The organism is Streptomyces sp. NPDC056224 (assembly GCF_042267665.1).
In the GTDB taxonomy this organism is placed as follows: Bacteria; Actinomycetota; Actinomycetes; order Streptomycetales; family Streptomycetaceae; genus Streptomyces.
Genome location: NZ_JBHJTK010000079.1, coordinates 1 through 14876 on the forward strand (window position 1 = coordinate 1; position 14876 = coordinate 14876).

Here is a 14876-nt window from a genome sequence, read left to right on the forward strand (position 1 = left end):
ACCGTATTCCTTGACGCCGACGTCAAGGCAAGAGGAGGGCTCGGGGCGGCGGCCGGGGGCGGGGTGGACGGGTGGCGCTACGCGGCGAGCCTGGCCAGGGCCGCGTCGATGCGGGCCAGGGACCTCTCCTTGCCCAGGATCTCCAGGGACTCGAAGAGCGGCAGGCCGACGGTACGGCCGGTGACGGCCACGCGGACCGGGGCCTGGGCCTTGCCCAGCTTGAGGCCGTGGGCCTCGCCGGCGGTCAGGACGGCCTGCTTGAGGGCCTCGGGGTCCGACCAGTCGGCGGCCTGGAGGTTCTCGCGCGCCGTGGTCAGCAGGGCCGCGGGCTCGCCCTTCATCGCCTTGTCCCAGGACGCCTGGTCCTCGACCGGCTCCTTCAGGAACAGGAAGTCCACGTTGGCCGTGATGTCCGACAGGACGGTCACACGGGTCTGGGCGTACGGGGCGATGCGCTCCCAGGCCGCGGCGTCGAAGTCCTCGGGCGCCCAGTTGGCGTGCGGGGCCCGCAGCCACGGGGCGCAGGCGTCCGCGAAGGCCTTCGGGTCGAGCAGGCGGATGTGGTCGGCGTTGATCGCCTCCGCCTTCTTGATGTCGAAGCGCGCCGGGTTCGCGTTGACGTCCGGGATGTCGAACTTCGCCACCATCTCCTCGATCGAGAAGATGTCCTGGTCCTTGGAGAAGGACCAGCCGAGCAGCGAGAGGTAGTTCAGCAGGCCCTCGGGGAGGAAGCCGCGCTCGCGGTACAGGTTGAGCGAGGACTCGGGGTCACGCTTGGAGAGCTTCTTGTTGCCCTCGCCCATCACGTACGGCAGGTGGCCGAACTGCGGGACGCCGGTGGCGATGCCGAGCTCCATCAGCGCCTTGTACAGCGCGATCTGGCGCGGGGTGGAGGACAGCAGGTCCTCGCCGCGCAGTACGTGCGTGATCTGCATCAGCGCGTCGTCGACCGGGTTGACCAGCGTGTACAGGGGGGCGCCGTTGGCCCGCAGGATGCCGAAGTCCGGCACGTTCTCCGGGGTGAAGGTCAGCTCGCCGCGGACCAGGTCGGTGAAGGTGATCGGCTCGTCCGGCATCCGGAAGCGGACGATCGAGGGGCGGTGCTCGCCCTGGTACGCCTCCAGCTGCACCTGGGTCAGCTCGCGGCAGTGGCCGTCGTAGCCGGAGGGCTTGCCGGCCGCGCGGGCGGCGGCGCGGCGCGCGTCGAGCTCCTCGGTCGTGCAGTAGCAGTCGTAGGCGTAGCCGCCGTCGCGCAGCCTCTGGGCGACGTCCGCGTAGATGTCCATGCGCTCGGACTGGCGGTACGGGGCGTGCGGGCCGCCGACCTCGGGGCCCTCGTCCCAGGTGAAGCCGAGCCAGCGCAGCGAGTCGAGCAGCTGCTGGTACGACTCCTCGGAGTCGCGGGCCGCGTCGGTGTCCTCGATGCGGAAGACGAACGTACCGCCGTGGTGGCGGGCGAACGCCCAGTTGAAGAGGGCGGTGCGGACCAGGCCCACGTGGGGGTTGCCGGTCGGGGAGGGACAGAAACGTACGCGGGGGGGTACCCCCTGCTCGAGCGAAGTCGAGAGCTTGGGGGAGTTCGCGTTAGCCACGCTTGATCACCTTGTTGGTGAGAGTGCCGATGCCTTCGATGGTGACGGCGACCTCGTCGCCGACGTTGAGGGGGCCGACTCCGGCCGGGGTCCCCGTGAGGATGACGTCGCCCGGGAGCAGCGTCATGGCCTCGGTGATGTGGACGATCAGGTCCTCGATGGAGCGGACCATGTCGCTGGTGCGGCCGAGCTGGCGCTGCTCGCCGTTGACGGTGCACTGGATGGTCAGGTCGCCCGGGTCCAGGTCCGTCTCGATCCAGGGGCCGAGGGGGCAGGAGCTGTCGAAGCCCTTGGCGCGGGCCCACTGCTTCTCCCGCTGCTGGACGTCGCGCGCGGTGACGTCGTTGGCGCAGGTGTAGCCGAGGATCACGTCCTTGACGCGCTCCTTCGGGACCTCTCGGCACATGCGGCCGATGACCACGGCGAGTTCCGCCTCGTGGTGGAGGTCCTGGGAGAAGGAGGGGTACGCGATCGGGTCGCCGGGGCCGACCACGGAGGTGGAGGGCTTGAAGAAGGTGATCGGTGCTTCCGGGACCTCGTTGCCGAGCTCCGCCGCGTGCTCCGCGTAGTTGCGGCCGATGGCCACGACCTTGTTCGGGAGCACGGGCGGCAGCAGGCGCACCTTGCTGAGCGGGACCTTCGTACCGGAGAGCTCGAAGTCCCCGAACGGGATGCCCTTGATGATGTCGAGGACGAGCTCCCCTTCGGCGCCGGGGGCGGCGTCGCCCTCGACCGCGCCGAAGGCGACATTGCCGTCGATCGAGAACCTGGCGATGCGCACGTGTTGCGTCTGCCCCTCTTGTATGTCCGCTGGCTGGAGTCTGCGGCTCCAGGCTAACGCGGCGGGCAGGGGCGCTTCGCTCTCTTCAGGGCCGTGGCTACTGCGCGGCGGCCGCCACGGGCGCGTCCATCAGGATCGTGCGCCGCGGGTTGGCGGTCTGCGTCGGCAGCTCGACGGCGTGCTCCGGAGTGGCCGGTGCCGCCTGCAGGTCCTCGGCGTCCTTGAGGTGCGCGAGGGTGGTGCGGCGGGGGTTGGCTATGTTGCGGAACATCGTCGTCGTCTTCATCGGAGTTTCGGGCCCTCGGCTCGCTCGTGTGGTGTCGGTCGACGCTTCCGCCAACCCTTCAAGGGGCAAGGCTAAACATCTGAATCCCCCGCCGAACCGGGAAGTAATGGCCACGACCATGTGAGTTTGCTCACCTGTGACCAGACATTAGCGGCATAATGGACAGTCAATTGCACTTCGCGAAAGCGACATTACGCCACTGAATGCGCCATTCCGCTCCTGATCATCTCGACTGGGACACCTTGCCAGGCACAGTGTTTGCATGATGTACGTCCGGTTTAACCCGAAAGCAGCCCCACATGCTGTGATTCACCGGACACGGAAAGTCACCGACTCTCCGGGCCGGTGCTCGCACCTTGTTGGAGGTCCTGCACTGTGCTGGAATTCGCGGGACCGCCGCGGGAATCAGTCGGCGCGCAGGTGGCGCGAGACAGCGCCGAGCGCGGTGGCACGGAGAGGGAAACGCGCCGGTCACCGACGACCACCATGGGGCCGTTAGTGCCCCACGACTCGACACCGTCCCACCGGTCGCCCGGCGGGACGCCTGGTCCAGAGGTTGCGACGCTAGTGCAGGGACGATTCAAGAGGGATGGCAGCGCTGCGGCGGAGCAGGAGCCGCGCGGCGGGACCGACCGTGGCTCCTCGCCCCAGCACGCCCAGAACCGCGGGCCGGCTGTCGAAGGCGCAGGCCCCGACTCCTCCGCCGCGGTGAAGGCGAAGGGCCGGGGGAAGTCCGCCAAGACCAAGGCCAAGGCCGGGTCGGTCGAGCAGGACGTGGCGATACCGAAGGCCCCCAGTGGGCCCGGTTCCCGCCTCCACATGCAGAACTGGCGCATCAGCACGCGACTGGTGTCGCTGCTGACCCTGCCGGTCGTCGCCGCCACCACGCTGGGTGGCGTCCGTATCAACGACTCGCTCAATGACATCGCGCAGCTGGAGCACATGCAGCTGCTGACGACGATGACCCGGCAGGCCACCAACCTGGCCGCCGCGCTCCAGGAGGAGCGCGACAAGTCCGCCGGTCCCCTGTCGGTCCCGGGTGCGGGCAAGACCAACAGCACCGTCACGAACGTCCGTGACACCACCGACGCCGCCGCCAAGGCCTTCGCCGCCGCGACCGACAGGGTCGACAGCACGGAGGACAAGGACGAGACGCTCAAGTCGATCCGCAACAACATCCTGCAGATCGGCCGCCAGCTCACCCTCATCGAGGACATCCGCGGCAAGGCGTACGCGAACGGCGCCCAGCAGACGGTCACCGAGTACAACAGCCTGATCGTCTCGCTGCTCTCGCTCTCCCAGGACATGGCGCAGGCCACCTCCAGCCCGGAGATGATCAAGCGTACCCGCGCCCTGGCGGCCTTCTCCGCCGCCAAGGAGTACGCCTCCGTCCAGCGCGCGATCATCGCCGCCTCGCTCCCCGACAGCGCCGAGAAGCAGGGCGAGCTGAAGGAGAACGACCGTCTGTACGCGCTCTCCGCGCTCAAGGGCGAGCAGCAGTCGAAGAAGACCTTCGAACTCGTCTACCAGGGCAAGTCCGAGGAACTCCTCGCGTCGCTCGGTGACGGCAACACGGAGATCGGCACCGCCGACCACTACGCGCGCCGCGTCCTGAGCACCAAGGACCAGTTCCTCAAGGAGAAGAACCGGTCCTGGATGGACTGGTACGACGCCGACGACACCAAGCTCCAGGCGATGAAGGTCATCGAGCTGACCCTGCTCGAGGACATGGAGCAGAAGGCCCGCGAGCTCAAGAACGAGTCGCAGCAGGACGCCATCATCAACGGTGCGCTGATCCTCCTCGTCCTCGGTGTCTCCCTCGTCGGCGCCTTCGTCATGGCCCGGTCGATGATCCGCTCGCTGCGCCGCCTGCAGGACACCGCGACGCGGGTCGCCCAGGACCGCCTCCCCGAGCTGGTCAAGCAGCTGTCCGAGTCCGACCCGCAGGACGTGGACACGTCCGTGGAGTCCGTCGGCCTGCACACCCGCGACGAGATCGGCCAGGTGGCCGCGGCCTTCGACGACGTGCACCGCGAGGCCGTCCGCCTCGCCGCCGAGCAGGCCCTCCTCCGGGGCAACGTCAACGCGATGTTCACCAACCTCTCGCGCCGCTCCCAGGGCCTCATCCAGCGTCAGCTCTCGCTCATCTCCGAGCTGGAGTCGCGCGAGGCCGACCCGGACCAGCTGTCCTCGCTCTTCCGTCTCGACCACCTCGCGACCCGCATGCGCCGTAACGGCGAAAACCTCCTCGTCCTCGCGGGCGAGGAGCCGGGCCGCCGGTGGACCCGCCCCGTCCCGCTCGTCGACGTGCTCCGTGCCGCCGCGTCCGAGGTGGAGCAGTACGAGCGCATCGAGCTGGCCTCGGTGCCCGGCACCGACGTCGCCGGCCGCGTCGTCAACGACCTCGTGCACCTCCTCGCCGAGCTGCTGGAGAACGCCACCTCGTTCTCCTCCCCGCAGACCAAGGTCAAGGTCACCGGTCACGCGCTGCCCGACGGCCGCGTGCTCGTCGAGATCCACGACACGGGTATCGGCCTCTCCCCCGAGGACCTCGCGGCGATCAACGAGCGGCTCGCCTCGCCGCCGACCGTGGACGTCTCCGTCTCCCGCCGCATGGGCCTGTTCGTGGTCGGCCGCCTGTCCCTGCGACACGGCATCCGCATCCAGCTGCGTCCCTCCGACTCGGGCGGCACCACGGCCCTCGTCATGCTGCCGGTCGATGTCGCCCAGGGCGGCAAGAAGCCGGCTCCGATGGCGGGCCAGGGTGGTCAGGGCGGCCCTCAGGGTGGTCCCGGCGGACAGGCTTCCGGGCCCGGTGCGGGCGCCCGTCCGCCCGTGGGCGCGGCTCCGCAGCGCGGCCAGGTCTCCGGTGGCGGCCAGCGTGCCGCCCTGCCGGGCCGCGACGGCGGCCCCGGCCAGCAGCGCCAGCAGGGCGGCCCGGGTGCTCCCGGCGCCCGCCCGCAGGCGGGTCCGACGACCGCAGGTCAGGGCCAGGGCGGCTTCGGTTCCGGCGCTCCGCTGGCGGGCCGCGGTCCGCAGGCCCGTCCGGCGTCCGCTCCGACCGCTTCCGGTCAGGGCGGCTTCCCGCAGGGCAACGGCTTCGAGCGTCCCCAGCAGGCTCCGCAGGCCCAGCAGTCCCAGCAGGCTCCGCAGCAGCGGCCGCAGCAGCAGCCGGCCGCCCCCGCGGCTCCTGCTTCCCGCGGCGCCCGGCCTCAGCTGCCGCCGCGCGGCGGCGCCCGTCCCGAGCTCCCCGGTCCGCAGACCACCAGCTGGGGCACCGACCAGGCCCGCGGCCACGACGAGCTCTCGGGCCCCGGCTCGACGGCCGAGTTCGCCCGCCCGGACTTCAACGCCCCGATGCCCCAGGCCGACGGCCCGGGCAGCACCACCGGGCAGTTCGAGCGTCCGGACGTACGGGGCTCCATGGACCCGTCCGCCACCGGGCAGTTCGAGCGCCCGGCCGGCTACCAGCCCCAGCGGCCCGGCGGCCCCGGTGTCGGCGGATTCGCCCGCCAGCCCCAGGCTCCGCAGCAGCCGCAGGCGCAGTACCAGCAGCCGCAGGCTCCGCAGCACGGCGGCGAGTACGCACCCGTACCGCCCCGGCGCACGGAGGCTCCGGGCCTGCCGCAGGCCCCGCGGCCCGAGGCGCTGCCGCCGGCGCAGGGCTCCGGCGACGCCCGTAGCCCGATCTTCGACACGCTGGAGTCGAACTGGTTCCGCGAGGAGGGGCAGCAGCCCCCGGCGCAGGCACCGGCCACGGCGATGCCCCAGCAGGGCCAGCAGCAGTCCGCTCCGGCCGCCCCGGCTCCGCAGGCGCAGCTGCCGCAGCGCGGCCAGGAGCACGCGGCCGAGCCCGCGGCGACCGGCAGCATGCCGACCGTCAGCTGGAAGTCGTCACCGAACGACGAGCTGATGCGGCAGGCCGAGCGCGTGCGCCAGCCCGCCGCCGGCGGCATCACGACCTCGGGGCTGCCCCGCCGGGTCCCGCGGGCGAACCTCGTGGCCGGCACGGCGCAGCAGCAGGCCGAGGCGCAGGCCGGTCCGCAGGTCTCGCGGGCGCCGGACGACGTCCGCGGCCGTCTGACCAACCTCCGACGCGGTATCCAGCAGGGCCGTCAGGCCGGCAACAGTGGTCCGGCGACCGGCAGTTACCACATCGACCCCACTTACCAGCAGGAGCGATAGTTGAGTTCGATGAGCCAGGCGGCACAGAACCTGAACTGGTTGATCACCAACTTCGTGGACAACACCCCCGGGGTGTCCCACACGGTGGTGGTCTCCGCCGACGGACTCCTTCTGGCGATGTCCGACGGGTTCCCGCGCGACCGCGCCGATCAGCTGGCGGCCGTGGCCTCCGGTCTGACCTCGCTGACCGCCGGGGCCTCCCGGATCTTCGAGGGTGGCGCCGTCAACCAGACCGTGGTCGAGATGGACCGGGGGTTCCTCTTCCTCATGTCCGTCTCGGACGGATCCTCGCTCGCGGTGCTCGCGCACCCCGAGTGCGACATCGGCCTCGTCGGCTACGAGATGGCCCTCCTCGTGGACCGTGCGGGCAGCGTCCTCACTCCGGACCTGCGCGCGGAACTGCAGGGCAGCCTGCTCAGCTGACTTACCCACTCCCGGCCGGACGGTACTGCCGGCCGGGGGACCGGGGCCGCGGCCCCGGAACCCAGTACCACCGACAGGCCGTCATACCGTCCCCCCACCGGCCGCCCCGTCAGACGGCACGCTGACCACTGCTGTCCAGCCCGGAGGATCAATGACCCCGCCCCCCGCCTACCCCGATGCGTACGGAGATTCGTACTCGGATGGCGATCAGCCGCTGGTGCGTCCGTACGCGATGACCGGTGGCCGGACCCGGCCCCGCTACCAGCTCGCCATCGAGGCGCTGGTCAGCACCACGGCCGATCCGATGCACATGTCCGGCCTGCTTCCGGAGCACCAGCGCATCTGCACCCTGTGCCGCGAGGTCAAGTCGGTCGCGGAGGTCTCGGCGCTGCTGTCGATGCCGCTCGGTGTCGCCCGGATCCTCGTGGCCGACCTGGCGGAGGCCGGAATGGTGGCCATCCACCAGCCGGGCAATGGAGAGGCCGGCGGCACGCCCGATGTAACGCTGCTCGAAAGGGTGCTCAGTGGCCTTCGGAACATCTAGCGGTGGAGCGGCTCCCCGCTCCACCACCTCCGCCAAGATCGTGGTGGCGGGCGGCTTCGGCGTGGGCAAGACCACGTTCGTCGGAGCCGTGTCCGAGATCAACCCGCTGCGTACCGAAGCGGTCATGACCTCCGCGAGCGCGGGGATCGACGACCTCACGCACACCGGCGACAAGACGACCACGACCGTCGCGATGGACTTCGGCCGCATCACGCTGGACCAGGACCTGATCCTGTACCTCTTCGGTACGCCGGGCCAGGACCGCTTCTGGTTCATGTGGGACGACCTGGTCCGTGGTGCCATCGGGGCGATCGTGCTCGTGGACACGCGCCGCCTCGCCGACTGCTTCCCCGCCGTCGACTACTTCGAGAACAGCGGCCTGCCGTTCGTCGTGGCCCTCAACGGCTTCGAGGGACACCAGCCGTACACCCCGGAGGAAGTCCGCGAGGCCCTGCAGATCGGCCCCGGCGCCCCCATCATCACCACCGATGCCCGCCACCGCGCGGACGCCAAGAGCGCGCTCATCACGCTCGTCGAGCACGCGCTCATGGCGCGGCTCAAGTAACACGGTTTCAACTGCCGCACGTGAGGGGCGGGCTGTGTCTTGGGACACGGCCCGCCCCTCTCGTTCATAACGTTTCGACAGAGAATTCCGGCCCGTTCGCCACAGGGCGCGTTCAATTGGTACCGCTACGCGCACAACTCCCCCCATTTTTGCCGCAGGAAGCTCTTTATGTCCGATTTATGCGGGGCATAAGGTTCTGGGAGTGGCCGAATTCAACTGTTTGGAACACGGCCGTTAACCGTGCTGGAATTCAACGAACTAGCTAGTAGCACCGCCGAGAGGTTGTTGGTCGAGTGAGGCGAAGCATCGCAAGCCCCGCGGATGAACCCGCGCGCGGCAACTTCACCCCGCCGCCGCGAGCGGCCGCGTCGCCCGTCGACGTGCCCGTGGAACCGTCCGTGAGCAGCGGGAGCACCAGCAGGTTCTCGCCCCGCAACTGGCGTGTGCCGACCCGTCTGAACGCCATCCTGCTCGTGCCCGCCCTCGTCGGGCTGGTCATGGGCGGCTTCCAGGTGAAGGGCTCCGTCGACACCTGGAACGAGGCCAAGGACGCCGAGCAGATAGCCAAGGTCGTCCAGGCGGCCTCGGAATACAGCCAGGCACTGCTCAACGAGCGCGACCTCACGGCCGAGCCGCTGCTGAGCGGAAACGCCAACAGCGAGATCGTCACCAAGGCCCGCGGCACGACCGACGCGGCCAAGGCGAAGTTCGACCAGGTCGTCCGGAACATGCCGAAGAGCCAGGGCATGGAACGGCGTCTGGACCTCTTCCGCGCTGAAGAGCCCCGGCTCAAGGAAGTCCGCGAGAAGGCCTACCTGGCCGCGGCCGAGAGCCCCAAGAAGAACCCCCCCTCCTCGTTCGGGCCCATCCCGACCGAAGAGGGCTATGTGGCCGTCCAGCACTACCTGATGCAGTTCGCCAACGAGCTCGGCCTCGGCACCGGCAACGTGACCTCGTACGGCCGCATGGTCTACGCGGTCCAGCTGGCCAAGGCCGCCAACTCGCTGCAGCGCTCCGTCGGTACCCACCTGCTGGTCCGCCCGAGCACCAACGAGGACGTCCGCAAGGCCCAGCTCGTCGCCTTCTCCTCGTACGCCTACCTCGAAGAGATCGCCCAGGGCGAGTACGTCGCCGCGGGCACCGAGGAGGACGTGAACCGCCTCCGCGAGGTCATGGCCAAGAAGTCCGACGAGGGCGCCGCCAAGATCGCCGAGGCCAAGCGCCAGGCCGAGCAGGCCGGTGTCCGCTTCGTTCCCCCGCCCGTGGTCAACAGGTCGGCGCTGACCGGCATGACCGAGGCGATAGCCGGCGGCGAGAACAAGAAGAAGCTCGCCGAGAACGGCACCACGCCCCAGTTCTGGCAGGCCGCCGCCACCGCGAAGTTCGACGGCTACGACGAGATCGAGAAGGAACTCCTCGACAAGGCCGTCAAGGACGCCGTCGCGGTCTCCGACGAGGCCCGCGCGGACGCCATCACCAACGGCGCCATCGTGGTCGTGTCCCTGCTCGCCGCCTTCATCCTGGCCGGTCTCATGGCCCGCCAGATGGGCCGCGCGATGCGCCGCCTGCGCAGCGCCGCCTTCGACATCGCCGAGCAGCGCCTGCCGATGCTCGTCGACCAGCTCTCGCGCACCGACCCGGGCAAGGTGGACACCCGCGTCCACCCGATCCCGATCGACTCCCAGGACGAGATCGGCGAGGTCGCCCGCGCCTTCGACCAGGTCCACCGGGAAGCGGTCCGGCTCGCCGCCGAGCAGGCGCTCCTGCGAGGGAACGTCAACGCGATCTTCACCAACCTCTCGATGCGCAACCAGTCCCTGATCGAGGGCCAGCTGACCCTCATCACCGACCTGGAGAACAACGAGGCGGACCCGGACCAGCTGGAGAACCTCTTCCGCCTGGACCACCTGGCCACCCGTATGCGCCGCAACGGCGAGAACCTCCTCATCCTCGCGGGCGAGGAGCCGGGCCGCCGCTGGGACCAGCCGGTGCCCCTCGTCGACGTCCTGCGCGCCGCCTCCTCCGAGGTGGAGCAGTACGAGCGCATCGAGCTCTCCGGCGTGTCCGACGCCGAGATCCACGGCCAGGCCGTGACCGACCTCGTGCACCTGCTCGCCGAGCTCCTGGAGAACGCCACCACGTTCTCCTCCCCCCAGACCAAGGTCCGCGTCAACGCGACCCGTCTGCCGGACGGCCGCGTGATGGTCGAGATCCACGACAAGGGCATCGGCCTGACCGCCGAGGACTTCGCGGACATCAACCACAAGCTCGCCAACCCGCCGACCGTGGACGCCGCGATCTCGCAGCGCATGGGTCTGTTCGTGGTCGGCCGGCTGGCGGACCGCCACAGCATCCGCGTGCAGCTGCGCCCCTCGGGCGAGGCGGCGGGCACCACCTCGCTGGTCATGCTCCCGGACGCCATCACCCACGGTGGCGGTGGCGAGGGCATCCCGGACGACGACTTCACGGTCTCCTCGATCATCCCGGAGCAGCAGGCCCAGCAGGCCGCGCCGCTGCGCACGGCCGCCGAGCTCGGGTTCGACGACTCCCGCTACGACCAGCAGGCCGGCGACGGCCAGCTGGACCCGGTGGGGCGTTCGCTCCTCGCCGAGGAGCGGCGGGCCGCGCTGAAGGCACAGGTCTCCTACCCGCAGGACGAGCAGGAGTACGCCGACCAGTCCACCCAGGACTATCCGGAACCTCAGCCTGAGCACGGGTACCAGCCGTACCAGGGCTACGAGCAGCAGTCCGAGCAGGGTTACGACTCCTCGTACGAAGCCCAGCAGCCCCAGCAGGGTCAGCAGGACTTCGGCGCGTACGCGCAGCAGGACTACGCCTATCCGGAAGCGGCCTACGAGGACGCTCAGCAGACCGGCCAGGGCTACGACAACGGCTACGCATCCCAGTCGGGGCAGGCCGAGTGGCCCGAGCAGAACACGTATTCGGCTGGCTACCAGCAGGATTACGGGACCGAATCGGAATCCCCTGCCGTCCCCGAACGGACCGCGGAGCGCGTAGGCTTCGACCGTCCGGGTGCCGCTGCCGACACCGGTCACGAGATGACCGGAGCGGGCCTGCCGCGCCGCGGCAGCCAGCAGCAGTGGCAGCCGGGACGGCAGGAAGCGGAGTCCACCGGATCCCTCTTCGAACAGCGGCCGCCGCGTCAGCAGCAGCCCGCTGAAGCGGAGAAGGCCCCGGAGGAGGAGGAAGGCAGCACCGCCTGGCGTTCGGGCAACGACGAACGCTGGCAGCAGGCCGCCAAACTCCGTGAGCCGAAGGCGGGCGGGGTCACCCCGTCCGGTCTCCCTCGGCGGGTGCCCAAGGCCAACCTGGTCGAGGGCGCGGCGGAGACGACCCCGCAGGGCGGCCCCCAGGTCTCCCGCGCACCGGAGGACGTCCGCGGCAGGTTGAGCAACCTGCGGCGCGGTGTCCAGCAGGGACGCAACGCGGGTTCTGAGCAGTCAAGTAACAGCTATGACCAGGAGCGTTAGTGTGAGCCCGATGAGCCAGGCGGCACAGAACCTGAACTGGTTGATCACCAACTTCGTGGACAACACCCCCGGGGTGTCCCACACGGTGGTGGTCTCCGCCGACGGACTCCTTCTGGCGATGTCCGACGGGTTCCCGCGCGACCGCGCCGATCAGCTGGCGGCCGTGGCCTCCGGTCTGACCTCGCTGACCGCCGGGGCCTCCCGGATCTTCGAGGGTGGCGCCGTCAACCAGACCGTGGTCGAGATGGACCGGGGGTTCCTCTTCCTCATGTCCGTCTCGGACGGATCCTCGCTCGCGGTGCTCGCGCACCCCGAGTGCGACATCGGCCTCGTCGGCTACGAGATGGCCCTCCTCGTGGACCGTGCGGGCAGCGTCCTCACTCCGGACCTGCGCGCGGAACTGCAGGGAAGTCTTCTCAACTAGCAGACAGGCAGTGCGTTTCGCGCCATCGCACCATAGGGTGCGGTGGCGCGGTTCCACAGGGAGTACTGCGTTCTTGGAGTCGGAGGAGGAAACGTGACAACACCCGGAGGACATCCTTATGGCGGCGCGCAGCAGCCGCAGGGTGGGCACGACCAGAACCGCTTCAACTTCCCCTCCACTCCCAGCCGGCCCATGCCGGAGCACAACCCCTACCAGCAGCAGCCGTACGGCCAGCCCCAGCAGCCCCATGTGCCTGCACAGCAGCAGCCTCCGCGCGCCATGCGACAGCCGGCGCCGAAGGCCCACAACCCGCTGGTGCGCCCGTACGCGATGACCGGCGGCCGTACTCGGCCGCGCTACCAGCTCGCCATCGAGGCGCTGGTCAGTACCACGGCGGATCCCGCGCGGCTGCAAGGGCAGTTGCCCGAGCACCAGCGCATCTGCCGTCTGTGCCAGGAGATCAAATCCGTCGCGGAGATCTCGGCACTCCTCTCCATTCCTCTTGGTGTCGCCCGCATCCTCGTCGCCGACCTGGCGGAGGCGGGCCTTGTCGCCATTCACCAGCCCGGCGGCGACGAGTCTGCCGGCGGCCAGCCAGATGTGACACTGCTCGAAAGGGTGCTCAGTGGACTTCGCAAGCTCTAACGGCGGAGCGGCTCCCGCCCGCTCCACCACCTCCGCGAAGATCGTGGTGGCGGGCGGCTTCGGCGTGGGCAAGACCACGTTCGTCGGCGCGGTCTCCGAGATCAACCCGCTGCGCACCGAAGCCGTCATGACCAGCGCCTCCGCCGGCATCGACGACCTCACCCACACCGGTGACAAGACGACCACCACGGTCGCGATGGACTTCGGCCGCATCACGCTGGACCAGGACCTGATCCTGTACCTCTTCGGTACGCCGGGCCAGGACCGCTTCTGGTTCATGTGGGACGACCTGGTCCGTGGTGCCATCGGCGCCGTGGTGCTCGTGGACACGCGCCGCCTCGCCGACTGCTTCCCCGCCGTCGACTACTTCGAGAACAGCGGCCTGCCGTTCGTCATCGCCCTCAACGGCTTCGACGGACACCAGCCGTACACCCCGGAGGAAGTCCGCGAGGCCCTGCAGATCGGCCCGGACGCCCCCATCATCACCACCGACGCCCGCCACCGCGCGGACGCCAAGAGCGCGCTCATCACGCTCGTCGAGCACGCGCTCATGGCCCGCCTGCGGTAGCGGCTGCCACCGACAGCCGTAAGGCCCCCGCGTCCCTGACGCGGGGGCCTCCGCCGTGTGTGCGCGGTGCGGTGGTGCCGTGCCCCGGTGCCTGCCGCCCCGCGGAGCGTCGGGCTGGGTACGCGCAAGGCCCCGCACCGTGGTCGGTGCGGGGCCTTGCGTCGGGCTCGGGGCTCAGCCCTGCCAGCTGTGCGGGGCGCGGAAGCCCGGGGTGCGCTCCAGGCGGCGCCAGCCGGCCTGGGAGCGGCCGGCGGGGACCGGGGCGTCCTCGGGGGCGGCGGCGGCACGGGCGAGCAGGATCGCGGTGATCGCGGCCAGCTCCTCGGGCTCGGCGTTGCCCTTCTCGACGCGCAGCAGCATGTCGGTGCTCATCGGTGGCTTGTCTCCTTACTGCGGCGGGTTGCCGTGCTTGCGCGACGGCAGGTCGGCGTGCTTGTTGCGGAGCATCGCGAGGGCGCTGACGAGGACATCGCGGGTCTCGGCGGGGTCGATGACGTCGTCCACGAGGCCTCGCTCGGCCGCGTAGTACGGGTGCATCAGCTCGGCCTTGTACTCCTTGACCATGCGCACGCGCATGGCCTCGGGGTCCTCGGCGTCCGCGATCTGCTTGCGGAAGATGACGTTGGCCGCGCCCTCGGCGCCCATGACGGCGATCTCGTTCGTGGGCCAGGCGTAGGTGATGTCGGCGCCGATGGACTGGGAGTCCATGACGATGTAGGCGCCGCCGTAGGCCTTGCGCAGGATCAGCGAGATCCGCGGGACGGTGGCGTTGCAGTACGCGTACAGCAGCTTGGCGCCGTGGCGGATGATGCCGCCGTGCTCCTGGTCGACGCCCGGCAGGAAGCCGGGGACGTCCAGCAGCGTGATGATCGGGATGTTGAAGGCGTCGCACATCTGGACGAAGCGCGCGGCCTTCTCGGAGGCCTCGATGTCGAGGACACCGGCGAGGTGGCCGGGCTGGTTGGCGACGATGCCGACGACCTGTCCGTCCATCCGGGCCAGGGCACAGATGATGTTGCGGGCCCAGCGCTCGTGGATCTCCAGGACGTCGCCCTCGTCGACGAGCTCCTCGATGACCTTGAGCATGTCGTACGGGCGGTTGCCGTCGGCGGGCACCAGGTCCAGGAGGATCTCGGAGCGGCGGTCCGCCGGGTCGCTCGTCTCGTGGACGGGCGGGTTCTCACGGTTGTTGGAGGGCAGCATCGAGATGAGGTAGCGGACCTCGGAGATGCAGGTCTCCTCGTCGTCGTACGCGAAGTGCGCGACGCCCGAGGTCTCGGCGTGCACGTCGGCGCCGCCGAGGCCGTTCTGGGTGATCTCCTCGCCGGTCACCGCGCGGACCACGTCCGGGCCGGTGATGAACATCTGCGAG

13 protein-coding genes are annotated in these 14876 nt (G+C 70.0%); 8 read left to right on the forward strand and 5 right to left on the reverse strand.

The genetic code is table 11. The features are described from left to right. Nucleotides 1-77 precede the first annotated feature (77 nt). The 3 genes from gltX to ACFCZ1_RS37590 form a co-directional block, all read right to left on the reverse strand. The gene (gene gltX, locus ACFCZ1_RS37580; protein ID WP_376682779.1) at nt 78-1592 is read right to left on the reverse strand and encodes a glutamate--tRNA ligase; all 1515 of its coding nucleotides are present in this window, start codon (nt 1590-1592) and stop codon (nt 78-80) included. Further along, on the reverse strand, nt 1585-2373 hold the full coding sequence (locus ACFCZ1_RS37585; protein WP_376682780.1) for a fumarylacetoacetate hydrolase family protein: 789 nt from the start codon (nt 2371-2373) through the stop codon (nt 1585-1587). Before ACFCZ1_RS37585 ends, gltX begins: the two co-directional genes overlap by 8 nt. Before the next feature lie 97 nt (nt 2374-2470). Further along, nucleotides 2471-2659, reverse strand: a complete 189-nt coding sequence (locus ACFCZ1_RS37590) for a hypothetical protein (protein WP_362393999.1) — start codon at nt 2657-2659, stop codon at nt 2471-2473. A 567-nt stretch (nt 2660-3226) separates the two neighbouring features. On the opposite strand from ACFCZ1_RS37590, the gene ACFCZ1_RS37595 reads away from it, so the two are divergent. The 8 genes from ACFCZ1_RS37595 to ACFCZ1_RS37630 all read left to right on the forward strand — a co-directional run bounded on the left by ACFCZ1_RS37595 (nt 3227) and on the right by ACFCZ1_RS37630 (nt 13504). Beyond that, nucleotides 3227-6844, forward strand: coding sequence for a nitrate- and nitrite sensing domain-containing protein (locus tag ACFCZ1_RS37595; RefSeq protein ID WP_376682781.1), 3618 nt, complete (start codon nt 3227-3229; stop codon nt 6842-6844). A 9-nt stretch (nt 6845-6853) separates the two neighbouring features. Continuing rightward, nucleotides 6854-7267 carry a roadblock/LC7 domain-containing protein gene (locus tag ACFCZ1_RS37600; RefSeq protein ID WP_328927840.1) on the forward strand — a complete coding sequence of 138 codons (414 nt, stop codon included), beginning with the start codon at nt 6854-6856 and terminating at the stop codon, nt 7265-7267. Between the two features lie 151 nt (nt 7268-7418). Next, nucleotides 7419-7811, forward strand: a complete 393-nt coding sequence (locus tag ACFCZ1_RS37605; RefSeq protein ID WP_376682782.1) for a DUF742 domain-containing protein — start codon at nt 7419-7421, stop codon at nt 7809-7811. Further along, complete coding sequence (locus ACFCZ1_RS37610) at nt 7792-8376, forward strand: ATP/GTP-binding protein (RefSeq protein ID WP_328927838.1); 585 nt, start codon at nt 7792-7794, stop codon at nt 8374-8376. The genes ACFCZ1_RS37605 and ACFCZ1_RS37610 overlap by 20 nt, the downstream gene beginning before the upstream one ends. A gap of 293 nt (nt 8377-8669) precedes the next feature. After that, nucleotides 8670-11867 carry a nitrate- and nitrite sensing domain-containing protein gene (locus ACFCZ1_RS37615; protein WP_376682783.1) on the forward strand — a complete coding sequence of 1066 codons (3198 nt, stop codon included), beginning with the start codon at nt 8670-8672 and terminating at the stop codon, nt 11865-11867. 10 nt (nt 11868-11877) lie between these two features. Continuing rightward, complete coding sequence (locus ACFCZ1_RS37620; RefSeq protein ID WP_030037347.1) at nt 11878-12291, forward strand: roadblock/LC7 domain-containing protein; 414 nt, start codon at nt 11878-11880, stop codon at nt 12289-12291. 93 nt (nt 12292-12384) lie between these two features. Beyond that, a complete protein-coding gene (locus ACFCZ1_RS37625; protein WP_376682784.1) occupies nt 12385-12936 on the forward strand; it encodes a DUF742 domain-containing protein in 552 nt (183 codons plus the stop codon). Further along, complete coding sequence (locus ACFCZ1_RS37630; RefSeq protein ID WP_073911148.1) at nt 12917-13504, forward strand: ATP/GTP-binding protein; 588 nt, start codon at nt 12917-12919, stop codon at nt 13502-13504. Before ACFCZ1_RS37625 ends, ACFCZ1_RS37630 begins: the two co-directional genes overlap by 20 nt. A gap of 174 nt (nt 13505-13678) precedes the next feature. On the opposite strand, the gene ACFCZ1_RS37635 is transcribed toward ACFCZ1_RS37630, so the two are convergent. Next, the gene (locus ACFCZ1_RS37635; RefSeq protein WP_376682785.1) at nt 13679-13876 is read right to left on the reverse strand and encodes an acyl-CoA carboxylase subunit epsilon; all 198 of its coding nucleotides are present in this window, start codon (nt 13874-13876) and stop codon (nt 13679-13681) included. Nucleotides 13877-13891: 15 nt separating this feature from the next. Next, on the reverse strand, nt 13892-14876 hold a 985-nt coding region (locus ACFCZ1_RS37640; RefSeq protein WP_376682786.1), incomplete at its 5' end, for an acyl-CoA carboxylase subunit beta.